The 22297-nt window shown below is 61.3% G+C and carries 19 protein-coding genes and 2 tRNA genes; 11 read left to right on the top strand and 10 right to left on the bottom strand.

The window, feature by feature from the left end; translation table 11 throughout:
* Positions 1–227 precede the first annotated feature (227 nt).
* From clpX to PCJ21_RS04595, 3 genes are all read left to right on the top strand, one after another.
* Positions 228–1502 carry an ATP-dependent Clp protease ATP-binding subunit ClpX gene (gene clpX / locus PCJ21_RS04605; RefSeq protein ID WP_269930201.1) on the top strand — a complete coding sequence of 425 codons (1275 nt, stop codon included), beginning with the start codon at positions 228–230 and terminating at the stop codon, positions 1500–1502.
* A gap of 273 nt (positions 1503–1775) precedes the next feature.
* Positions 1776–4190, top strand: coding sequence for an endopeptidase La (lon, locus tag PCJ21_RS04600; protein ID WP_269930200.1), 2415 nt, complete (start codon positions 1776–1778; stop codon positions 4188–4190).
* Positions 4191–4386: 196 nt separating this feature from the next.
* Positions 4387–4659 (top strand): HU family DNA-binding protein, encoded by a 273-nt coding sequence (locus PCJ21_RS04595; protein WP_018427423.1) that lies wholly within the window; start codon positions 4387–4389, stop codon positions 4657–4659.
* Positions 4660–4840: 181 nt separating this feature from the next.
* On the opposite strand, the gene PCJ21_RS04590 is transcribed toward PCJ21_RS04595, so the two are convergent.
* The 3 genes from PCJ21_RS04590 to PCJ21_RS04580 all read right to left on the bottom strand — a co-directional run bounded on the left by PCJ21_RS04590 (position 4841) and on the right by PCJ21_RS04580 (position 8278).
* Complete coding sequence (locus PCJ21_RS04590; protein WP_269930199.1) at positions 4841–5935, bottom strand: M24 family metallopeptidase; 1095 nt, start codon at positions 5933–5935, stop codon at positions 4841–4843.
* 79 nt (positions 5936–6014) lie between these two features.
* Positions 6015–7607: an ABC transporter substrate-binding protein gene (locus tag PCJ21_RS04585; protein ID WP_269930198.1), complete on the bottom strand. Its 1593-nt coding sequence runs from the start codon at positions 7605–7607 to the stop codon at positions 6015–6017.
* Positions 7607–8278 carry a helix-turn-helix domain-containing protein gene (locus PCJ21_RS04580; protein ID WP_269930197.1) on the bottom strand — a complete coding sequence of 224 codons (672 nt, stop codon included), beginning with the start codon at positions 8276–8278 and terminating at the stop codon, positions 7607–7609. Before PCJ21_RS04580 ends, PCJ21_RS04585 begins: the two co-directional genes overlap by 1 nt.
* A 188-nt stretch (positions 8279–8466) precedes the next feature.
* Between PCJ21_RS04580 and PCJ21_RS04575 the strand changes: the two genes are divergently transcribed.
* The 6 genes from PCJ21_RS04575 to PCJ21_RS04550 all read left to right on the top strand — a co-directional run bounded on the left by PCJ21_RS04575 (position 8467) and on the right by PCJ21_RS04550 (position 13858).
* The gene (locus PCJ21_RS04575; RefSeq protein ID WP_269930278.1) at positions 8467–9480 is read left to right on the top strand and encodes an ABC transporter permease; all 1014 of its coding nucleotides are present in this window, start codon (positions 8467–8469) and stop codon (positions 9478–9480) included.
* Positions 9480–10385 carry an ABC transporter permease gene (locus tag PCJ21_RS04570; RefSeq protein ID WP_269930196.1) on the top strand — a complete coding sequence of 302 codons (906 nt, stop codon included), beginning with the start codon at positions 9480–9482 and terminating at the stop codon, positions 10383–10385. Before PCJ21_RS04575 ends, PCJ21_RS04570 begins: the two co-directional genes overlap by 1 nt.
* Positions 10382–11212, top strand: a complete 831-nt coding sequence (locus tag PCJ21_RS04565; RefSeq protein ID WP_269930195.1) for an ABC transporter ATP-binding protein — start codon at positions 10382–10384, stop codon at positions 11210–11212. Before PCJ21_RS04570 ends, PCJ21_RS04565 begins: the two co-directional genes overlap by 4 nt.
* Positions 11209–11952, top strand: coding sequence for an ABC transporter ATP-binding protein (locus PCJ21_RS04560; protein WP_269930194.1), 744 nt, complete (start codon positions 11209–11211; stop codon positions 11950–11952). The genes PCJ21_RS04565 and PCJ21_RS04560 overlap by 4 nt, the downstream gene beginning before the upstream one ends.
* A gap of 14 nt (positions 11953–11966) precedes the next feature.
* Positions 11967–12473 (top strand): GAF domain-containing protein, encoded by a 507-nt coding sequence (locus PCJ21_RS04555; protein ID WP_269930193.1) that lies wholly within the window; start codon positions 11967–11969, stop codon positions 12471–12473.
* Between the two features lie 284 nt (positions 12474–12757).
* Positions 12758–13858 (top strand): helix-turn-helix transcriptional regulator, encoded by a 1101-nt coding sequence (locus PCJ21_RS04550; RefSeq protein ID WP_269930192.1) that lies wholly within the window; start codon positions 12758–12760, stop codon positions 13856–13858.
* 66 nt (positions 13859–13924) lie between these two features.
* On the opposite strand, the gene PCJ21_RS04545 is transcribed toward PCJ21_RS04550, so the two are convergent.
* The gene (locus PCJ21_RS04545; protein WP_269930191.1) at positions 13925–14647 is read right to left on the bottom strand and encodes a hypothetical protein; all 723 of its coding nucleotides are present in this window, start codon (positions 14645–14647) and stop codon (positions 13925–13927) included.
* 48 nt (positions 14648–14695) lie between these two features.
* On the opposite strand from PCJ21_RS04545, the gene PCJ21_RS04540 reads away from it, so the two are divergent.
* Positions 14696–15727, top strand: a complete 1032-nt coding sequence (locus tag PCJ21_RS04540; protein WP_269930190.1) for a glycosyltransferase family 4 protein — start codon at positions 14696–14698, stop codon at positions 15725–15727.
* Between the two features lie 327 nt (positions 15728–16054).
* Here the strand turns inward: PCJ21_RS04540 and PCJ21_RS04535 are convergent.
* Positions 16055–16130, bottom strand: a tRNA-Val gene (locus PCJ21_RS04535).
* A 213-nt stretch (positions 16131–16343) separates the two neighbouring features.
* Here PCJ21_RS04535 and PCJ21_RS04530 point away from each other — a divergent pair.
* Positions 16344–16420: transfer RNA gene (locus PCJ21_RS04530), tRNA-Asp, on the top strand.
* A gap of 63 nt (positions 16421–16483) precedes the next feature.
* Here the strand turns inward: PCJ21_RS04530 and PCJ21_RS04525 are convergent.
* From PCJ21_RS04525 to PCJ21_RS04505, 5 genes are all read right to left on the bottom strand, one after another.
* On the bottom strand, positions 16484–17674 hold the full coding sequence (locus tag PCJ21_RS04525) for a hypothetical protein (protein ID WP_269930189.1): 1191 nt from the start codon (positions 17672–17674) through the stop codon (positions 16484–16486).
* A gap of 35 nt (positions 17675–17709) precedes the next feature.
* A complete protein-coding gene (locus PCJ21_RS04520) occupies positions 17710–18012 on the bottom strand; it encodes a hypothetical protein (RefSeq protein WP_269930188.1) in 303 nt (100 codons plus the stop codon).
* 1378 nt (positions 18013–19390) lie between these two features.
* Complete coding sequence (locus PCJ21_RS04515) at positions 19391–20155, bottom strand: ATP-dependent Zn protease (RefSeq protein WP_269930187.1); 765 nt, start codon at positions 20153–20155, stop codon at positions 19391–19393.
* 8 nt (positions 20156–20163) lie between these two features.
* Positions 20164–20505 carry a DUF6634 family protein gene (locus tag PCJ21_RS04510; RefSeq protein WP_269930186.1) on the bottom strand — a complete coding sequence of 114 codons (342 nt, stop codon included), beginning with the start codon at positions 20503–20505 and terminating at the stop codon, positions 20164–20166.
* On the bottom strand, positions 20499–22001 hold the full coding sequence (locus PCJ21_RS04505; RefSeq protein ID WP_269930185.1) for an AAA family ATPase: 1503 nt from the start codon (positions 21999–22001) through the stop codon (positions 20499–20501). The genes PCJ21_RS04510 and PCJ21_RS04505 overlap by 7 nt, the downstream gene beginning before the upstream one ends.
* Positions 22002–22297 lie beyond the last annotated feature (296 nt).

Here is a 22297-nt window from a genome sequence, read left to right as displayed (position 1 = left end):
TGCTGTTCCATCGGCGCCCATGGCAGCCTACGTTAAGGCTGCGTTGAGTTTCGGCGGCTTAGCGTTGTGCAGGAATGCCGCGAATCGTTGCAGCGACTTCTGGAATGTGTGTTGTACGGAGCTCGTTGCGGCGGCCAGGGATGGCGGTGGCGGCGTCCGTCGTTAGATTGCATATACGCTCACTGGCCAGATCACCGGCGGAGCGGCAGTGAAAGGACTTGGACAAGATGAGCAAGGTCAGCAACGGCGGCGGCGACTCCAAGAACACGCTCTATTGCTCGTTCTGCGGCAAGAGCCAGCATGAGGTACGCAAACTCATCGCCGGTCCGACCGTCTTCATCTGCGACGAGTGCGTCGAGCTGTGCATGGACATCATCCGCGAGGAGAACAAGACCTCGATGGTGAAGTCGCGCGAAGGCGTGCCCACACCGCAGGAAATTCTCAAGGTTCTGGACGACTACGTCATCGGGCAGCCCCACGCCAAGCGCGTGCTGTCGGTTGCCGTCCACAACCACTACAAGCGCCTGGCTCATGCCGGCAAGAACAACGACGTCGAGTTGGCCAAGTCGAACATCCTGCTGATCGGCCCGACCGGTTGCGGCAAGACGCTGCTTGCGCAGACGCTGGCCCGCATCATCGACGTGCCGTTCACCATGGCTGACGCGACGACGCTGACCGAAGCCGGCTATGTCGGCGAGGATGTCGAAAACATCATCCTCAAGCTGCTCCAGGCTGCCGACTACAACGTCGAGCGTGCCCAGCGCGGCATCGTCTACATCGACGAGATCGACAAGATCAGCCGCAAGTCGGACAATCCTTCGATAACCCGCGACGTCAGCGGCGAGGGCGTCCAGCAGGCGTTGCTCAAGATCATGGAAGGCACCGTCGCTTCCGTGCCGCCGCAGGGTGGTCGCAAGCATCCGCAGCAGGAGTTCCTGCAGGTCGACACCGCCAACATCCTGTTCATCTGCGGCGGCGCGTTCGCCGGTCTCGACAAGATCATCTCGGATCGCGGCCGCAAGACCTCGATCGGCTTTGCGGCGGTCGTCGCTTCGCCGGAAGATCGTCGCACCGGCGACCTCTTCCGCCAGGTTGAACCGGAGGATTTGCTCAAGTTCGGTCTGATCCCCGAGTTCGTCGGCCGTCTGCCGGTTCTGGCGACGCTCGAGGACCTCGACGAGCCAGCCCTGATCCAGATCCTGACAGAGCCGAAGAACGCGCTCGTCAAGCAGTACCAGCGCCTGTTCGAGATGGAGAATGTCGATCTGACGTTCCACGAGAACGCACTGTCGGCGATCGCCAAGCGCGCCATCGAGCGCAAGACCGGCGCCCGCGGCCTGCGTTCGATCATGGAAGCCATCCTGCTCGACACGATGTTCGAGCTTCCGGCGCTGGAAGGCGTGCAGGAAGTCGTCATTTCGGAGGAAGTGGTGACCGGCAGCGCCCGGCCGCTCTACATTTACTCCGAACAGCAGGAAAAGAAGGGCAACGTCAGCGCCTGACAACCGGCGAGGCTGACTTTGAACCGCTCCAGCGAACGGCGCCCCAGCGGCGCCGTTCGGCATTTGGAGTTCCTGCCGACAAGGTCGCTCGCACAGTCACGTGTTGGGCCTTGATGTTTTCCCGGCGAAGCTCCAACTAACTGACAAGAGGCGATGGGTCAGGTTTCGTGCTGTAATGCCGCGCGGTAATCGGCGGTAGGCGGAACCGTCCATGGTCGTTAATATGAGATTCGCGGTTGGCCATTGTGCGGCCGCGATATGAAAGGTTGGACAATGGCCAAAATATCCCGCTCTTCCGGCGAAGGTACCTTCGCAGTCCTGCCGTTGCGCGACATCGTCGTGTTCCCGCACATGATCGTCCCGCTGTTTGTGGGCCGTGAAAAGTCGATCAAGGCCTTGGAAGAGGTGATGGGGCAGGAAAAGCAGATCCTGCTCGCAACCCAGATGAATGCCGCCGACGACGATCCCGAGCCGGGCGCCATCTATGACATCGGCACGCTCGCCAATGTGCTGCAGCTGCTGAAGTTGCCCGACGGCACCGTCAAGGTGCTGGTCGAGGGCACCACGCGCGCCAAGATCGCGTCCTTCACCGACAAGTCCGACTTCCATGAGGCTCATGCCGTCATTCTCGGCGAGCCGGAGGAAGAGGCTGTCGAGGTCGAGGCGCTGGCCCGTTCTGTGGTCTCGGACTTTGAGAACTACGTCAAGCTGAACAAGAAGATTTCGCCCGAAGTGGTTGGCGCCGCCAGCCAGATCGAGGACTATTCCAAGCTCGCCGATACGGTTGCCTCGCATCTCGCGATCAAGATCACCGAGAAGCAGGAAATGCTCGGCACGCTGTCCGTCAAGGAGCGTCTCGAGAAGGCGATGGGCTTCATGGAAGCCGAAATCTCCGTCCTGCAGGTGGAAAAGCGCATCCGCAGCCGCGTCAAGCGGCAGATGGAGAAGACCCAGCGCGAGTACTACCTCAACGAGCAGATGAAGGCGATCCAGAAGGAGCTCGGCGAGGGCGAGGACGGCCGCGACGAGGCCGCCGAGATCGAGGCGCGCATCAAGAAGACGAAGCTGACCAAGGAGGCCCGCGAAAAGGCGGAAGCCGAACTGAAGAAGCTGCGCTCGATGTCGCCGATGTCGGCCGAGGCCACCGTCGTGCGCAACTATCTCGACTGGATCCTGTCGATCCCGTGGGGCAAGAACTCCAAGGTCAAGCAGGACCTGAACTACGCCCAGGAGGTGCTCGACACCGATCACTACGGTCTCGACAAGGTCAAGGACCGCATCGTCGAGTATCTGGCCGTGCAGAGCCGCCAGAAGAAGCTGAAAGGCCCGATCCTGTGCCTTGTCGGCCCTCCCGGCGTCGGCAAGACCTCGCTCGGCAAGTCGATCGCCAAGGCGACCGGCCGCGAGTTCGTGCGCATGGCGCTCGGCGGCGTGCGTGACGAGGCCGAGATCCGCGGTCACCGCCGCACCTATATCGGCTCGATGCCCGGCAAGGTCATCCAGTCGATGAAGAAGGCGAAGAAGTCGAACCCGCTCTTCCTGCTCGACGAGATCGACAAGATGGGCCAGGACTTCCGCGGCGATCCGTCGTCGGCCTTGCTTGAGGTGCTCGATCCGGAACAGAACGCAACGTTCATGGACCACTATCTTGAGGTCGAATACGATCTCTCGAGCGTGATGTTCGTGACAACGGCGAACACGCTGAACATCCCTGCGCCCCTGATGGACCGCATGGAGCTCATCCGCATCGCCGGCTACACCGAGGACGAGAAGGTCGAGATCGCCAAGCGGCACCTGATGCCGAAGGTGGTTCGCGACCACGCGCTCCTGCCCAAGGAGTTCTCGGTTTCGGAAGATGCGATCCGCGCCGTGATCCAGCTCTACACCCGTGAAGCGGGCGTCCGCAGCCTTGAGCGTGAGCTGATGAAGCTCGGGCGCAAGGCGGTTACCGAGATCATCAAGACCAAGAAGAAGTCGGTGAAGGTCACTGCCGCCAATCTGGACGAGTATCTCGGCGTGCCACGCTATCGCTACGGCCAGGTCGAAGGCGAGGATCAGGTCGGCGTCGTTACCGGCCTTGCCTGGACCGAGGTCGGCGGTGAGTTGCTGACGATCGAAGGCGTGATGATGCCCGGCAAGGGCAAGATGACCGTCACCGGCAACCTGCGCGACGTCATGAAGGAATCGATCTCCGCGGCGGCATCTTATGTCCGCAGCAGGGCGCTTGATTTTGGCGTCGAGCCGCCGCTGTTCGACAAGCGCGACATCCACGTGCATCTGCCGGAGGGCGCCACGCCGAAGGACGGTCCGTCCGCGGGGGCCGCCATGGCCACCGCCATCGTTTCGATCCTGACCGGCATTCCGGTCCGGGCCGATGTGGCGATGACCGGCGAGATTACGCTTCGCGGCCGCATCTTGCCGATCGGTGGCCTCAAGGAAAAGCTGCTTGCAGCGCTTCGCGGCGGCATCAAGAAGGTGCTGATCCCGGAAGATAACGCCAAGGATTTGGCGGATATTCCGGAAAACGTGAAGAGCGGCATGGAGATCATCCCGGTCTCCAGGGTTGGCGAAGTGTTGCGTCACGCCTTGGTGCGCATGCCTGAGCCGATCGAATGGACCGAACCGGTCGATGTTCCGGCGGCCCAGACCGACAGCTCCGAAGATGCCGGCAAGGGCTTTGCTCACTAAGCTGCATCTAAAGTTGCACGACCAAATTGGAAAGCCGGGCTCGCGCCCGGCTTTTTCATGTGAAAAACCCCGGAATTCCGGGCTTTTTCTACGTTTTCGTAGCCTTTTTGACTTGGTTGTGCCGGAAGCTTTTTCTAAAGTCCGTCTCCTACCGGCTGAGTCTAATGTCCCGGTTTTCTCATGGAAGGGAATTTGAATGAACAAGAACGAACTAGTGTCCGCTGTCGCCGAAGCTTCCAAGCTTTCCAAGGGCGATGCGCAGTCCGCAGTTGATGCGGTGTTCTCCGTCATCACCGGCGAACTGAAGAACGGCGGCGATGTCCGGCTTGTCGGTTTCGGAAATTTCACCGTGTCAAAACGCGCAGAGTCCACCGGCCGCAACCCGCAGACCGGCGCGGAAGTGAAGATTCCGGCTCGTACGGTACCGAAGTTCTCGGCCGGCAAGGGCCTCAAGGACGCGGTCAACTGATCGCTTTCCAGCCGATGCAGTGATTGAGAAGCCGGGCTTGCCCGGCTTTTCTTTTTTTGAGCGGTCGAGTTTTGCAGCACCAAAACAAAAGGGGCCGCAGCCAAGCCACGACCCCTTGAGAATTGTCGCTGGGACAAAAGGTTTGGCGGGCGGGGCCGCAGGGCCGCCCGCCCATCGTGGTTCAGGCCTTCACGCGGAACGCCTCGCGCGGCAGGTCGGACAGCACCTCGGCGCGGTTGCCGCGGAGAATGACGATCTCCTCGAGACGCAGGCCGAAGCGGCCCTGCAGGTAGATGCCTGGCTCGATCGAGAAAACGTTGCCTTCGCGCAGGATCGTTTCCGATGTTCCGGTGATGTAGGGTGGCTCGTGGATGTCGATGCCGAGACCATGGCCGGTGCGGTGCAGGAAGTACTCGCCATAACCGGCCGCGACGATCACGTCACGGGCGGCCTTGTCGACCTCCTTGGCGGCGACGCCGGGCTTGGCGGCGGCGAGGGCCGCCTGCACGGCGCGCTCGAGCACGTCGTGGACCTCGTCAAAGCCCTCGGGCTTGTCGCCGAACACGCCGACGCGCGTCATGTCGGACGGATAGCCGTCCTTGCGGCCGCCGATGTCGATCAGTACGGCCTCATTGGCCTTGAGCTTGCGATTGCCGGTGTGGTGATGCGGGTAGGCGCCGTTCTCGCCGAAGCAGATGCTGACGAATTCCGCCTTGGCGCCGTTGGCTGCGTAGAAGTCGCGGATCGCCTGGCCGACCTCGAGTTCGGTTACGCCTTCCTTGAGGGCCGCGAAACCGGCCTTCATCGCGCCGTCGTTAAGCACGGCGTTCATCTTGAGCAGGCCGTACTCGGCCTCGTCCTTCTCGCCGCGCAGGACGCTGACGGTCTCGGTGAGGAAGCCGCGAGCGGCGCCGGGCAGGGCGTCGATCACCAGGAGCGCGAAATCGGCGCGCATCGTCTCGTCGAGCGCGATCTTCAGGTCGCTGCGGTCTGCGCCGGAATCCTTGAGCAGCTTGGCGAGCGCGGCGTTCGGGCCGTCGGCGTCGGTCCATGGGTAGAACGGCAGCTTGGTGTAGGGACGCTGGCTGTCGACGTTGAGCGCCGGCATCAGGAAACCGGCATGGTCCCTGGATACGATCAGCAACACCGGCCGCTCGTCGCCATGGGGCGACATGCCGGCCAGCCAGGCAAGATGCGAGGAGGGGCCGACGACGACAAGGTCGGTTCCGGTTTCAGCCATGCGGTCACGCAGGCGCGCCATGCGCTCTTCGTACATTTTTCTTAGCCTTTGACGTTTTTTGTGGGGGGTAGGAAAAAGGCCGCCCGTGACGGGCGGCCTTCGGAACGACGCCTGGTCAGTTCTTCTTGACGAGGCGGTAGTAGACGAAATCGGAGGTTGCGCCGTTGACGTAGCCCTCGACGTTCTTGGCACGCGCCACCTGGGTCGCGGCCTGGAACATGATGACGATCGGCGATTTCGCCTGCACCTGCTTCTGCAGGTCCAGATACATCGCGCTGCGCTTGACCGGGTCAGCCTCGGCGAGTGCCGCCTTGGTTGCCTTGTTCAGCTCTTCCGGCACGGCCCAGCCGTTGCGCCACGTCGTGGTCGACTGGTAATGGTCGTCGGAGTTGTCTTCGTTGTAGGCGAAAGCCTTGGCGTTGGAGTGCGGGTCCATGAAATCGGGCCCCCAGTACAGCAGCATCGCCTCATGCGTGCGGGCGCGGTACTTGGTGATCACCTGCGAGCCGGTGCCCGGGATGATGTCGAAGGTGATGCCGGCTTCGGCGAAACTTGCCTGCAGCGACTGCGCCATGTCGGTGAACGGCGTCGAGTTGATGACGTCGAGCGTAACCTTGATCGGCGTCTTGATGCCGGCATCGGCCAGGATCTGCTTGGCCTTGGCCGGATCGTAGGTGTACGGGGTCTCGTCGAGCGAACCCGGGAAGCCCGATGGCCAGAAAGCCTGGTGCGTCTGCATCTGGCCCTTCAGGAAGGTGTCGGTCATGCCCTTGTAGTTGACCAGGTAGCGGGCGGCGTCCCACACGGCGGGCGGCGTCAGCGTTTCGGTCTTCTGGTTGAACGACAGGAAGTGCACGGCTGCCTGCGGATATGTCTCGGTCGTCAGCTTGTCGTTGCCGGCGAGGCCGGCGATCTGGTCCGAGGTCAGGTTCTTGGCCATGTCGACGTCGCCAGACTGCAGCAGCAGCTGCTGGGTTGCGGCTTCGGCTACGTGGCGGATGATGACGCCCTTGATCTCGGGCGCGCCGTTGAAATAGTCGGGATTGGCGGCCAGGTTGATCAGTTCGCCCGGACGGAACGCCTTGAGCACGAACGCGCCGGTGCCCGCCGAGTTCGACTTCAGCCAGCCATTGCCCATGTCGCCATTGGCTTCGTTCGCCTGCAGCGTCACCGCGTCAACCACCGAAGCGGGACGGGCGGCCAGGACGTTGAGCACGAATGCGGAAGCGAAGTCACCTTCGTATTTGACCACGACCTTGTTGCCGTCGGCCTTGACCATCTGGTCGAAGTTCTCCGGCGTCCAGCCGAGTTGGGTCAGGATGAAGGCGGGCGCCTTGTTGAGCGTGACGACGCGCTTCCACGAATAGACCACGTCTTCGGCGCGCAGCGGGTTGCCCGAGGTGAACTTGACGCCGTCGCGCAGCGTGAACGTGATGGTCTTGTTGGCGTCGTCGGCGGTCCACTCCGTGGCGAGGCCGGGAGCCAGCACCTTGGTATCGGCGGCGTCATACTGGACCAGGCGATCATAGGTCTGGGCGACGTATTCGCCCGACGAGAACTCGTAGGCCTCGGCCGGGTCGATGCTGACGATGTCGTCGATGTTTTGCGCCACCACCAGGACATTGGCCGGCGTTGCAGCCATGCTGATTGCAGGCGCCATCGGCATCGCCAGCGCCGCTGCCAACAGCGCTGCCTTGAACAGTTTCATCATTTTCTCTCCTTTTTGGTTCCCATGGTCTTTTCCTCGGCCCTTGAACCGCGCAGGGCCGGATGCTCCGTGCGCGACCTGAACATCGGCAAGGTGCCGGTCCAGAGCATGCGCGCGAACTTTTGGGTGTCGTTCGACCAGGAATGTGGGCGATTGCCGCGGAAATGCAGGCTGTCGCCGGCCGAAAGCACCATTTCGTCACTATCGAGGCGCTGGGTGATCGAGCCTTCGAGAATGAACAGTATCTCTTCGCCCTCATGGCTGACAGTCTCTGACTTGTAGCCGGGCGGAACGTTGAGGATGAACGAGGACAGAACGTTGCCGGTGAAGTCGGCGGCGATGCGCTCGTAAACGATCGACGATCCGTCGACCGAGAATCGATTGCGCTCGCTGGAACGGGTCCGCCCGTCCTCCATGGAGGGTGTCGAAATGAAGTAATCCACACCCACGTCGAGGCTGCGCGCCAGCTGCGCCAGGGTTCCCAGCGACGGGGTGGCGTGGTCACGCTCCACCTGGCTGAGATAACCCACGGAAATGCCTGCGGCGTCACACAATTCCTGCAACGTCAGCGACAGCTGGCGTCGCCTTGCGCGGATCAGTGCGCCGATCTTGGGCTGGCCCGATGCCGCCTCCTTGCTGGCCTCAGAAATCACCAGGAATTTTGCTCCCATCAAAATTTTTTTGATCTAAGCAAAATTATTTGTATAGTCCAAGCGGAATTTTGCTCGACAGAAAACATCCGCGCCCCAGTGGCGCCAGAGGTGGTGGGAACAAAAACCGCGTGACATTACAGACAGACACCGCCGCTACGGCGCAACCTCCGGGGCCGGGCGGTCCCTCGCGCAGCAATCGGGCCGCCATGTGGCGGTCGGTCAAAAGCGTGGCGGGCTTCATTGTCGCAATCTCGCTGACATTCCTTGGTCTTCTCGCCATCACCTTCTTCATCGGCCGCGTCGTGCCGATCGATCCTGTGCTCGCCGTGGTCGGCGACCGTGCCCCGCGCGCCGTCTATGAAGCCGCGCGCGTCGAGATGGGGCTCGACAAGCCGCTGATCGTGCAGTTCTTCCACTATGTCGGCAACGTGCTGACGGGTGACCTCGGCATGTCGGTCTCGACCGGCCGTCCGGTCGTCGAGGATCTGGCGCGCGTCTTCCCCGCAACGCTTGAAATGGCGACGCTCGGCATCATCATCGGCGTCGTGCTCGGTGTGCCGATGGGCGTCTATGCCGCGAGCCGCCAGGGCAGCCTCGTCGATCAGGTCATCCGCGTCGTCGGCCTGCTCGGCTATTCGGTGCCGGCCTTCTGGCTCGGCCTCGTCGGTCTGGCGCTGTTTTACGCCAAGCTGCAATGGGTCGGCGGCCCGGGCCGCATCGACATCTTCTACGACGGCATGGTCGAGCCGGTCACCGGGTTGCTGTTGATCGACAGCCTGCTGGCTGGTGAAACCGAGATATTCGTCAACGCGCTGACGCATCTTGCGCTTCCCGCCGCGGTGCTCGGCTTCTTCAGCCTTGCCTACATCGCCCGCATGACGCGCTCGTTCATGCTCGACCAACTGGCGCAGGAATATGTGACCACGGCGCGCGTGAAGGGCGTTCCGGAGCGCCTGGTGCTGTGGCGCCACGCCTTCCGGCCGATCCTGGTGCCACTGATCACCGTCATCGGCCTGTCCTATGCCGGGCTGCTGGAGGGCTCGGTGATGATCGAGACCGTCTTTTCATGGCCCGGCATCGGCAACTACCTGACGACCGCGCTGCTCAATGCCGACATGAACGCCGTGCTCGGCTCGACGCTGGTCATCGGCGCCGTGTTCATCGGTATCAACAAGATTTCGGACGTGCTCTACCGCGTCCTCGACCCGAGGGCACGCTGATGGCGACGACACGCGACTGGCTTCTCGACGATTCGCCGTCCTCGCGGCTGCAGGCCCGCCTTGGCCGCAGCTACCGGCTGACCCGCGCCCTGATGCGCAATCCCCTGGCCGTCGTCGGCGCGATCATCGTGCTGACGCTGATCCTGGTGGCGTTGTTCGCGCCATGGATCGCCACCCACTCGGCGGTCGGCCAGGACCTTGCCAACCGGCTGATGCCGCCGAGCGCGGAGCACTGGATGGGTACCGACGAACTCGGACGCGACATCTGGAGCCGCGTCGTCTACGGCGCGCGCATCACATTGATGATCGTGGCGCTGGTGGCGGTGCTTGCTGCCCCCGTCGGTCTCGTCATCGGCGCTGTCGCCGGCTATTTCGGCGGCTGGGTCGACCGTATCCTGATGGGCATCACCGACATCTTCCTGTCGATGCCCAAGCTGATCCTGGCGCTGGCCTTTGTCGCAGCGCTCGGGCCCGGCATCCAGAACGCCATCATCGCCATCGCGATCGCCACCTGGCCCGGCTATGCCCGCATCGCCCGCGCCGAAACGCTGACCATCCGCAACTCCGAGTTCGTCTCGGCCGTCGAGCTGCAGGGCGCCTCGTCGTTCCGCGTCATCGTCAACCACATCCTGCCGCTGTGCACGTCGTCGATGATCATCCGCGTCACGCTCGACATGGCCGGCATCATCCTGACCGCCGCCGGCCTCGGCTTCATCGGCCTCGGCGCGCAGCCGCCGCTGCCCGAATGGGGCGCGATGATCTCGCGCGGCCGCTCCTTCATCCTCGACCAGTGGTGGGTGGCGACCATGCCCGGCTTTGCCATCGTCATCGTCAGCCTCGGTTTCTGTTTCCTTGGCGATGGGCTGCGCGACGTCCTTGATCCCAAGCATGGAGACCGCCAATGAGCGCCTTGCTTGAAATCAAAAACCTGCGTGTCACCTTCCCGACGGCGCGTGGTCCGGTCGACGTGGTCAAGGGCCTGTCGCTGACTCTCGGCCGCGAGCGCCTAGGCATCGTCGGTGAAAGTGGTTCGGGCAAGTCGATGACCGGCCGCTCGATCCTTCGCCTCATCCGTGCGCCCGGCAAGGTCACTGCGGATCGGCTGGCCTTCGATGGCGTCGACCTGCTCAAGCAGTCGGAAAAGCAGATGCGTGCCATCAGGGGGGCCCGCATCTCGATGGTCATGCAGGACCCGAAATTCTCGCTCAATCCGGTCATGACCATCGGCGACCAGATCGCCGAGGCGCTGCTGACGCACCAGAAGCTTGGCCGCGCCGACATCCGGGGCCGCACGCTGGCCATGCTGGAAGCCGTGCGCATCAACGATCCCGAGCGCGTGCTCGGCCTCTACCCGCACGAAGTCTCGGGCGGCATGGGCCAGCGCGTCATGATTGCCATGATGCTGATTCCTGAGCCCGACCTTTTAATCGCCGACGAGCCGACCTCGGCGCTCGACGTCTCGGTCCAGGCCCAGGTGCTCGAGATCATCGACGACCTCGTCAAGCGCAAGGGCATGGGGCTGATCCTGATCAGCCACGACCTCGATCTGGTCTCGGCCTATTGCGACCGTATCCTGGTGATGCGCAGCGGCGAGGTGGTCGAGGAATGCGCCGCCGGAGAACTCCGCAACGCCAAGCATCCCTATACGCGCGGTCTGCTCGCTTCGATCCCCCGTCTCGACGAGGATCGTGACGAATTGCCGGTCCTGCAACGCGACGAGGCTTCGACATGAGCGCGCTTGAGATCGAAAACCTCGACATCTCCTACGGCGATTCGAAGGTCACGCACGGCATCACCCTTTCGGTGGCCGAAGGCGAGAGTTTCGCGCTCGTAGGCGAGAGCGGCTCGGGCAAGACCACCGTGCTCAAGGCGATCGCCGGCATGGCGAAAAGCTGGACCGGGTCGATCTCGGTGTTCGGCCAGCCGCGCACGCATGGCATCGACCGCAACTTCGCTCGGCAGTGCCAGATGGTGTTCCAGGATCCATACGGCTCGCTGCATCCGCGCAAGACGGTCGATGCGACGCTGAGCGAGCCATTGGCCATCCATGGCATCGGCGATAGCGGCGCGCGCGTCGATGAGGTGATGCAGTCGGTCGGTCTCGATCGCCGCTTCCGCTTTCGTTTTCCCCACCAGCTATCAGGCGGACAGCGTCAGCGCGTGGCCATCGCCCGGGCGCTGATCCTCAAGCCGAAGATGCTGCTGCTCGACGAGCCGACCTCGGCGCTCGACGTTTCGGTGCAGGCCGAAATCCTCAACCTGCTCAAGCGCCTGCGCCGCGAACAGGGCCTGACCTATCTGATGGTCACGCACAACCTGCCCGTCGTTTCGTTCCTGTGCGACCGCCTGGCCGTCATGCGCCATGGTCGCGTCGTCGAGGTCGCCAGCGTCGACCAGCTCAAGCGCGCAGCGCTTGTCGATCCTTACTCGCGCGAGCTCACGGAGTTCAGCGCGGCCCATTCCCAGACTTGAAACAGAGGTAGACCATGACCGAGACCACTATCGCCGGGGCGCTCGTCGCCTTCGATGCCGCCATTGCGACCACGACCGAGGTCGAGGGCGTATGGGCCGCCCTGCAGGCGCTGGCCGACGTCGTCGTCGGCGCCAAGCTTTTCACCGTCATGAAGCTCGATTGGGCCAATGAACGCTCGGGCCGCACCTACACCAGCCATCCCGATGCCTATCCGGTGTCGGGTACCAAACCGATCAACCGCACCCACTGGTTCGACAAGATCTATATCGAGCGCCAGCCGTTCGTCGCCAACACCATCAAGGACATTGCCGACGTCTTTCCCGATCACGAGGTCATCTGGTCGCTCGGCTGCGGTTCGGTGCTGAACTGGCCGGTGTTCGTCGCCGACAAGCTGGTCGGCACGGTCAACATGCTGCACGAAGAGCATTTCTACACACCCAAGCGCGTTGCGGCGGCCAATCAGCTGTCGCTGGCTGCCAAGCTTGCGTTCCTGGCGGTGGAGCACATCGAGCGCCGTTAGGCCCCGTCGTGGTCGCTCACATCGCTGCCGGCGCCGCCTGCGCGCCGGCGGACCTCTCCGCACTCTAGCCGCTCCGGCTGTTTGATCGCGCCAGGCTGTCGTGTCCATATGCCGTTGCCGCATTGGAATACAGGGCAGGCGATGGGCAGCGAAACGATCAGGCTCCTCACTCCCGGCGATCTTGCCGTTTTTCGCGACATGCGGCTGCAGGCATGGCGGTCTACCTTGGCTGGCGAATGCGTGCTATCTACCGTCAGGGGTTGTGCTGAGGGCTTTCCTGCAAAATGCGCATCGATTTCGCGAAGCTCGATCAAGCTCTTGATCGGACGCTGGAGGCGGCGATTGATACATCCCTTTGGCCAGATATCCTCGACCGCGTCGCCGAAGCCACGGGAGCATTCGGCGTCAACATCGTACCGATACTTGGGCGCTTCCCCGGGGGGCTGATTTCAACTGACAGCCTGAAGCCTGCCATGGAAGGTTATTTCGACGGGGGCTGGGACAAGAACGAATGGCGCAACCGAGGCTTCCCCATTCTTGCCAGGCGCGGCACCGTTTTGGAGCAGCACTATACGACCAGAGAGGATTTCAAGACCCAAGATTATTATCGTGCTCAATCTCGCTTCGGCCTGGGCAGGACATGCATTGTAGGTTTCGGCCAAGAAGAGGACATTCTTTGCTTTGTTCTTCATCGAAAACTCAACGACGATCCCTACGAGGGCGAACACGAGCGAATTTTTAGCATGATGCGGGACAGATTGATGATGTCGGCCACGATGATGAAACATCTGTCCGCACGCACGATCGATGGCATGGTCGAAGCGTTCGACATGGCAAGCATCGGCGCCATCTTCTTCGACAGGGTAGGGAAGGTTACCGCTGTCAACGCAAGGGCCAACGAATGTCTCGGTCCCCACCTGCAGGTGACCGGGGGTGAGTTGGTCCTGAGAACGAGCTTGGAAACGGCGCAAGTCCGCAAACGCATGAGGGCCGTCCTCACAGAACAATGGTTGGAACCAAAGCGGGCCGATCCGCTCGTGGTCGAACGTCCAGGCATGAAGCCACTGGTGTTGAAGATACAGCGGCTCGGCGGCGCACTGCCGGATATTTTCTCTCATTCGGTTGGCGTGTGCCTGATCGAGGACCTGAACCCGCAATCGCCGCCAGCCAATGTCATTTCCAAATCCCTCGGATTGACGCCGATGGAGGCCACTCTGGCGATGCTATTGGCAGAAGGGGCATCTCTGCGGGACGCCGCGGCCTCGAAGGCAATCAGCTACGAAACCGCGCGCACCCATCTAAGATCGATTTTCAGCAAGCTTGAGGTGAGCAGGCAGTCTGAGCTTGTTGCGCTTGTCAGCCGCTTGAGAGCGTCGCAGCACTAGGTAAGGTTGTTTTGCGGGGCATGTCCTCAGAATCCCTCGGCCACGAGCGGGCACAGAACAGTTCGACTACCTCCAGCCTAGAATTGCGCGAGCGATGGGCAGGACGTGATCCCGGTAGCTGATGGGAGTGGCATAACGGCCAGTCGCAACACGTTCTTTTGCAAATTTCTCCCAATGCGGCTGGAAGCCTTCCGGCCAGTCGAAGTCCTGTCGGATCAACGCCTCACGCGCGAAGGAGTCCGGCGCCTCCTCGAAGATACGCCGCGCTTCTTCCGCGAGAGGCACATAGGCGCGAACTGCAGCCATCTTGCGTACGCGCGCTTCAGCGTCGAGGCAAACCTCAGTGACCTCGCTGCCGACAACTCCGGGGATCGCGGCGGAGGCGAGGCGGGTAACGACTGAGCCCGATGCCGCAAGCCTCGCCGCCACGGCCTCCCCAATCGCTGAGCTCAGATCATGTATGGGATTGTAGCCATCGACAGCGTCAGCGACGACAGTCACGACCGCTGCGCCCTCGACGATTTCGAACGCTTCATTGGCAGCTTTGAGAAACGGCGCAGCATTTCCGGTCAGGATTGCCTCGTACCAATCCCTGTCAGGCACCTGGCCAAAGACTGGCCCGGGCTCGGCTCCCACGGCGTCCAGGGTTTCCCTGGAATATGCCGTCCTTGAGGACTGATTTCCGCCCGAGCCGTCGGTCAGGATACACACGACCGGCCGGGTCGTTTCCATCCAGTGAAAGATCCGCAACTCATGCCCTGGATGAGCTAGGATCAGAATCGTTTTCATCGTTGTCATCCAGTTTGGCAGGGTGGCGGTATATACCGGGGTACTAGAGTGCGCGTGCTCATAACCAACTTGTTCGTCAAGAATTATTCAGGCTCAGAGAACGTGGCCGAACTCTTGGCGGAAGGTTTGAGGAGAGCTGGCCACCAGCCTGTTCTCTTTGCACCCCAGCTTGGCCAGCAGGCGCAGAGCATGCGTCAGCGCGGATTCCGCGTCGTCGACCGGGTGTCTCAACTGACAGAACCGCCGGACGTGATCCACGCGCAGCACCTGACCCCGTGCTTGATTGCCATGGCACGATTTCCAGACGTCCCAGTGGTCTATTCCTGCCACAGTTCGGTTTACGACGTTGAGGCACCACTGCCGCATCCGCAGATCCGCGCAGTCATTGCGGTCGACGAGACCTGCGCTGCCAAGTGCCGTGAGGTTGGCGTGCCGTCTGAACGGCTTTCGGTCATCTTGAACGCCGTCGATCTTGAACGCTTCAAACGACGCACCCCGTTGCCAGCCAAGCCCAAGCGCGCATTGTTGCTGACGAAAAACCGGGGCCACCAGGATAGCGTGCGCGCGGCCTGTGCTGATGCGGGCATCGATGTCGACGAGCTGGGACGCGGGACAAGCCGGTTCGTGCCGGATATCGAGACAGTTCTGGGCGACTACGATCTCGTATTTGCCACCGCTCGAATGGCAATCGAAGCCGCGGCCACCGGTTGTGCCGTCATCGTTTGTGACGAGCGTGGCTTTGCTGGCCTGCTGACAAATGACAACCTTCCGCTATGGCGACGGCGAAACCTGGGAATTGGAATTTTGTCACAGGCAGTGACGGTCGAGAATCTGGCCGATGCCATTTCCCAGTACGACGCCGCCGATGCGTGTCTTGTTACCGAGACGCTGCGCAGATCAGTGGGAGCCGACATTTTCGTGGAGCAACACGTGGAAGTCTACCACCGTGCAATCGCCAGCCAAAAACCACAGAGCGATGAAATAGCGCTTGCAACGGCATATTGGACTGAAGAGCTTTCAGTAACGACGACCGAGCGGAAATGGCAATCTATTGTCAAGGAGCTTGGGATTTTTGGCTAACACAACAGTTCAGAATTGACGGCAAAGGCGTCGAACACAAAAATAGCCGAATAAAGCAGGCTCTTATTCCAAATAGAATTACGAAAACGAATGCTGTGATCTCTGCAAGCAGCGGCAAGTTCAGGTTTCGAACACAGGAAATGGATTTCGTAGATTGCCTGTAGGCAGGAATTCGAATGGGTCCGCCTGAGCGTGCCGACGGGCGCCAGTTAGATTCGGCAGCAAGAATCGCGGCAATGTTGTTGCTGAACTGTTGCCAGCCCTCGAATGGAGCACATTCAGCACGCTGGTGTGAACCGAATAATGCAGCGATTTCAAAAGGTAGCATGGTGGGCGATGACGGGCTCGAACCGCCGACATCTTCGGTGTAAACGAAGCGCTCTACCAACTGAGCTAATCGCCCCAACCGGGCGGAGCTTTAAGCGGTTCGCCGACGATCTGCAAGGTCAAATACGGTCGGTTGTCGGAGGTCGACGCAAGTTGACGCGCGTATCCAACCTGTGGAAAACCAGACGACAAAGAATGTCGATTATCTCTCCGATGTCGCTTGACACTCCCCATCGAACCCCGTAATTCACGCCCCAACGACGCGGCGCCCAGCGCTAACGTCCAGAGCGCGGGTGTAGCTCAGTCGGTTAGAGTGCCGGCCTGTCACGCCGGAGGTCGCGGGTTCGAGCCCCGTCACTCGCGCCATTCTTATCTTATTGAAGGGAAAGTGTTTTCTGGTCTCTTCAACCGACACCGCCAAGAGAAGTTTCAACTTTTCCGCGGGTGGAGTTTCAACTTTTTGAACATGTTCTGTTCAGATGCCAGCCGACGGCGACCGACCTTACGGGATTCGTCCGCAGCGCGAACACGTGCAACGCTGACGCCGAGATAGGTTTGCTGAAGGAACGCGCTTTCATCGATGTTGTTGCCCATCTTGGCAGCTACATCCTCAATCTTAGCCCCGCCAGCGTCGACCTCCCTCGCACCCGATCGTCGAGTATCCATCAGCAATCGCTTTTCACCTTCACCGAACACTGCTCGTCGTACGGTAGCGAAATCCTTATTCAAGGAGTTGGTCCTGTAGGGAACCGGCGGGTGCGGCCGGCCTCCACGGTCTCCAGGCTGAGAGCCGCGGGTGTAGAAGAGGTGTGCGTTTGGAGTGAGCTCGAATGGCAACGCGTTCAGATATGCTTCAACCAGTCTCTTTGTCCGCTTGCATAAGATACCCAATGCTCGTTTCTTCGTCTTGCCCCTGGTAATCGGAAAGGCCCATTCATCACCGCTTGCGTGTATGTGGCTCAAAGTGAGGCCTCGGGTGTCTCCTGGCTGAAAGATGGTGTCCCAGGTGACGGCCATTATGCATGCCAGCCCATGATAGTTCATCCTGATAGCGGCTTTCACCAATCTCACCCATTCTCCCTCTGACCACACTTCTGTTCGGGGCGACGGATTGTGTTTTGTGAGAGCCAAAGATGGATCGGGGTCGTCGGCAAGTTTGAACCCAACGAGTTTCGGGTAAAGAGCACGCCAAGTCTTGAGTCCCCGACCAGCTTTGTCGTCCCCGTAACGCTTTCTGAGCCTTCCATACCAACTGTCGAGTTCTTCGAGCCCTATGAATTTCGGATTGAGATCCCCGAAATAGGGTTCGATCAGCTTCCAACCGCGTTCCCAGTCTTCTTTGGTGCGAGGCGGCTTGTCGATCCATTCATTTGTACGCCTGAAACGATCGAATGCGTCCCCCAGGGTATTCTTTGGGTATTGTTTTCTTGGCCCGCTATCCCCCAATCCCCGGCGCGCCGCCTGCCATCGCTTCTCCCACTCATCTGCGATTTCCCGTGCTTGGGGCCCATCCTTGCCACAGCGGATATTGTGAAAGCCCATAGCCTTCATCTTGGGTGTGACAAGCCAATACCCGCGGCCCTTGCGAACAACGTAGTGTTGGTATCGAATCTTGCTCACAACGTCCCCTTGCGCCTGAAACATACCGAAGTGAGCTAGGTCAGCGACGCCAGCCTTGCCTTGACCAGACGTGAAGCTTCTGCCTGTGTTTGGCTGCGGTCATCAGCGACGAGACCTGCATGTTGATCTAGCCAGTAGTCGATCGCCTTCAGATCGAAGTGACCCGTCACAAGGCAGGCCTCAGGAAACCCATGCGCGACCAAGGCAGGCAGGATCTCCAAAAACGAAGCCCGTGTCAGATGTAGCCGACGCGCCGCCTTCTCCAGCGGCACTAATCTGGGATCGACGCGAAAGCGAATGTCGTTGCAGACAGGGTGGTTGTCATTGGCTGCGCGCATCGGAAGGTCCCCCAGAGTAATTGTCATTCATGGCGACCTTGGCTGAGTCGACGTGCCCGGCTGAGCCGCCCTGGAGGACTACGACGTGGACTCGAATTGGCCCAGCTGGAGAAGGTGCTGTTAACCTAGACCGAACACTTCCGTGTTTAGCGTGGTGGGTTGAAGTGCAAGCCCGTCGTCTCTTCGCTGAGTGACGGTGGATTTCTGACGATTTGCTCTTCCCGTAATCCCGCGTAACCATTGCTTACTCCTCCTACTAACAACCCACGTTTCCTCGTTTCCAGGCGGCCCTCTGCCGCTTCGGCCGACATGCATGCGCCCAGCTGCTCGTCTAGGAGCTAACGGCGGAGAACACCGCTCTTTCGGCCGCGGCATAGCGTTCCAAATCGATTAGTTCATGCCGAACTCCGCGATGCCGTGTCCTTGGTCCCGCGGGATCGCTCGTCCAAGTCGGTGAACTAGTTGCGCGGGCGTAAGCCCTCCTCTGCCATCCGGTGGCCCAGCCATGCATCGAAGCGACGTGAGGGAGTATTTTTCATACAACCCGCCGCCCCGCCTGAACCATGCTGTCAAACCATTGCGGGAGAAAGCGCGCCCAGACAGATCAGGAAACACCAAGTTTATCTGGCTACCCGGCGCAACAGCCTTCCACTCCTGCAGCGCCCGATTCAGCATGGGGGTATACGGAAGACGCGATGGCCCTCGCCGCGCATTCTGAATCCAACGCGGATTGTATCGGCATCAAAACCTACATCGTCCCAAGTGAGCGTGCAGTGTTCCGCTGCCCCTAGACCCGCGAAGGCGATCGTCCTTGCCAGCACCGGACCCATGCTCGTGTTCGGTTGCGCCATCTGCGCCACCTCCGGGTGGGTGGGGGACGCGGCGGTAGGTGTCTCGGGTGGTTCTCTGCCTTGCGGGCATCTGATCTACCTCCTCAAGCGTGACCCGTCGTGCGAGGTCGCATTCAGGCACACGATCGGTTCTGAGTCAACTTTAACATCATACAGCAAGATATTGATGTTAAAACGAATCCTTGCCACCTATTGTTCGGAATCCTTCCGTCTCGATGAGTCGAATCCTGATGGCGGATTTCCGGCCATGAACACTCCCGAAGGACTGACTGGCGAACGCGAAAGGACTTAACCGTGAACATGCCAGCCGGCGACGCGTCTGAGGCCGTGAGCCGCACGAAGCCTTTACAAGCCACTGTTGAAGCGCGTCGCGGTACCTTTCCGGGCAAGTCGCCGGGGCAGGACACAGCGACGGTCGGGACACAACCGCGGTACCCCTCATTGCCCTTCCGACCGCTGCATAGGCCCGTATTAGACATAGGTCGAACAACGTCATCCGACCCTCCAACAGCGTTCGAAATTGGGGATCATGTCAGCGGTTCCACGTTCATTGTCCGCCTTCTCACCTCTCTCAGGACGGCAACTAGGTGCAGCCCTTCCAGCATATCATGTTCCATTAGCGCCTCCGCGAGGAGCCGGATTGCGTCACTGTTTCGACGGATGAGCTCACGGGCGCGGCCATAAGCGTCTTCGAGCCGTGCGCTCACACGCTCGGCCAATACCGGGTTGTAGGCGAGCAACGAGGACCTGTCCTCGACGGGGCGGAAGAGCAGCGGCGATGCCTCGGCAAAACCGAGCGCGGTTTCCATCGCCACGGCGAGTTCGGTCGCCTGGCCCAGATCGCTGTCCGGCGATCCGCCGGCGCCGGCGCTGACAGAACCGAGCATTTCTTCCTCGGCGGCGCGGCCCGCGAGCCGGATGACAAGCAGCCCAACGAAGAAACCTTCCGTCTCCGCTTCCATGATCGGCGTCTCGCCTTCGGTGTAGCCTCCCGTCGGGCCGTCGATGCTGATCGCGGTGACGCGCCCAAGGTCGAGAACGAGCCTGGCGACAGCGTGACCGGCCTCGTGGATCGCCATGCGCCAGCGAAGCGACTGTGGCCGCTCCGGCCGGTCGGAGGCCAGGATGTCGTAGATATCGGCGAAGGCGATCGGTCTTTTGCTGCGCCGTGCCTTCTGGCGCGCTTCGCGCACCAATCGCTCGATATCGGCACCAGTCATGCCTCTCGCCTTCAGCGCGAGCCGATGGAGTACGTCGCTGGTTGCCTCGTCGGCATCGTTCTGATTGATCATGGAGGGCCTCATGCGTCGCGTCCGGGATTGTCGGCTGGGCGGCCAAGGCGGTACCAGCGCGACAGGGTCCGCGCCCAAGTCCCGTCTGCCGACATCGCCCACAGGTCCGAGGTCGCGATCGCGCGGTTCTCGCCCGGGAGCTTCGGGTGCCCCGTCGACAGCCCCGCGAGGCATGGGGCCAGCCGACGGCCAATCACCCAGTGATCGAGGATCGGAGCCTGTTCGGCGAGATGCTCGGGCTGCATGCCAGTGCGGATCTTTCTCATATCCGCCACCAGGGCGGAAAGACGCTCCAGTTCCAGGTCGAACGCAGCATCCTGAACGGCTTTGTACGTGTCGAACATCACCATGGTGAATTGTCCTTTGTGTCTTCGGTAGGAGGTTGGCGCGATGTGGACTCGGATGGTTCGCCGGAAGCGGTGACGCCAGCGTTGGTCACCGCGGCATGCTCGGTTCCTGCAACATCCGCCGGATATGCTGGCCGTGTCGGAGCGCTCGCCACGGCGGAGGCGAGATCGTCCTTCAGGTGATGGCGAATGATGCCGATCAGCGCCGTGGTGTCGGGCCGTGGAATGGGGATGTGCGTCTCAAGCCGTCCGGAACGCAGCAAAGCACGATCAATCGCATCCAGATTGTTGGTGGCGGCGACGACGATGACGCCAGATGTTTTCGCAGCCCCGTTCAGCAGCTCGAGCGCCTTGTTGACCACCGAGTCCCAATACGAATTCCATTCGCCCGAGCTGCCACGTTTGCCGATGCCGTCGATCTCGTCGATGAACAGGATCGAGGGCGCTGTCGCCTCCGCCTCGGCGAAGGAGGCGGACATGCGTTTCAGGACATCGCCCAAATAGCTCGGCTCGAGCCAGGTCGCGACGGAAGTTGCAATCAGCGGAACCTGCAAACTGTTGCAGAGCGCCTTGGCAAATTCGGTCTTCCCGGTGCCGGGCGGACCGCTGAGCAGCAATTTCACGCTCATGTCCTCCCAGGCCAGTTTTCCTGCCCGCCATTCCTCGATATCCTGCTTCAGACCCAAGGCCCAATCCCTGGCCTTGCCGTAGCCGGCCAAGGTTTCGATACGGGGAAGGAATCTGTCCTGGTCGGTCCCTGTCAGCACCGCCGGTTCGATGCGCTCGCTGCCCGATCCGGGGTTGCCACGCTCGGATTTCGAGGTCGTCGTGCTGCGGAATTCCTTTCTACCGGAATCCTTGGATGCAACGCCGCTTCCATTCTCATTTTCGGCTGCCATCGCCAGCCGCATCCGGGCAAGATCATCCAGAAGATCAAGGACCCGTCCCAGCGACGTTCCCGGCCGGATGGCGAGCGCCAAGTCGGCGAGCGTCAGCGCCGAAGCATGCTCGTGGGTGATGCCGCCTTCCGATACCTCACCCAATACCGCGCGCATGGTTTCGCGAATGATGACGTTGTCGATCGGGCCACAGGTGAGATTGACGCGGGCAGCCTGCCGCAGAAGTTCTGGTAACCGATCCTCGCTCTCGGCGACGCCTAGAATGGGATAGGTACTTCGCGCGGCGACAAAGACCTGCCTTGCGGTCCTCTCCCGGTCCTCGGCGTCGTTTTCGCTTCCCTGGAAGGCGATCACGTGCCAGCGGGTTTCGGAATCATGGGAGAAGCGCAAGCCATAACCATCCCGCGAAAGAACCGTGCCCTTGCACGTCGCGACCTTGCCGGGAAGGATAACGCCGCTTCCGAGCAGGTCGAGGAATGTTTCCTCGAAACCTGCAACCCGCCCTGTGATGGTGATGATGGGACTGGGAACACGCAGCGCCTCCAGGATTTTGCCAAAGGGCATCGCGCTCATGGTGATCGACTGGGCGACGAGCAGCATGGTGGTGACGTCGACCGCGCGCAGTGGGGCGGCGGACCGGCGCACGGCACGGAGCAGGCTTGCCGTGTCCGGAAGAGCGAAGGATTGTGATGCAGTACGGCCCTTCCGGAGTCCCTTGCCGTCGCGGCGGGAAAACCCTGCAGGGCTTCCAATGCAATGACGTATTCGTCGTCTTCTGCCGCGCGACGCGATCTTGAACCCGCACTGGCGCCACCCTGAAGCAGGCGCGCGATCTTGGCCTCGGATTTTCCGGCGACTGCCGGCCCCGGCACGAAGGTCCTCACCTTGCGGCCTTC

It is taken from the genome of Aminobacter sp. HY435 (assembly GCF_027568395.1).
GTDB lineage: Bacteria > Pseudomonadota > Alphaproteobacteria > Rhizobiales > Rhizobiaceae > Aminobacter.
This window is presented reverse-complemented; position numbering and strand designations above follow the sequence as displayed.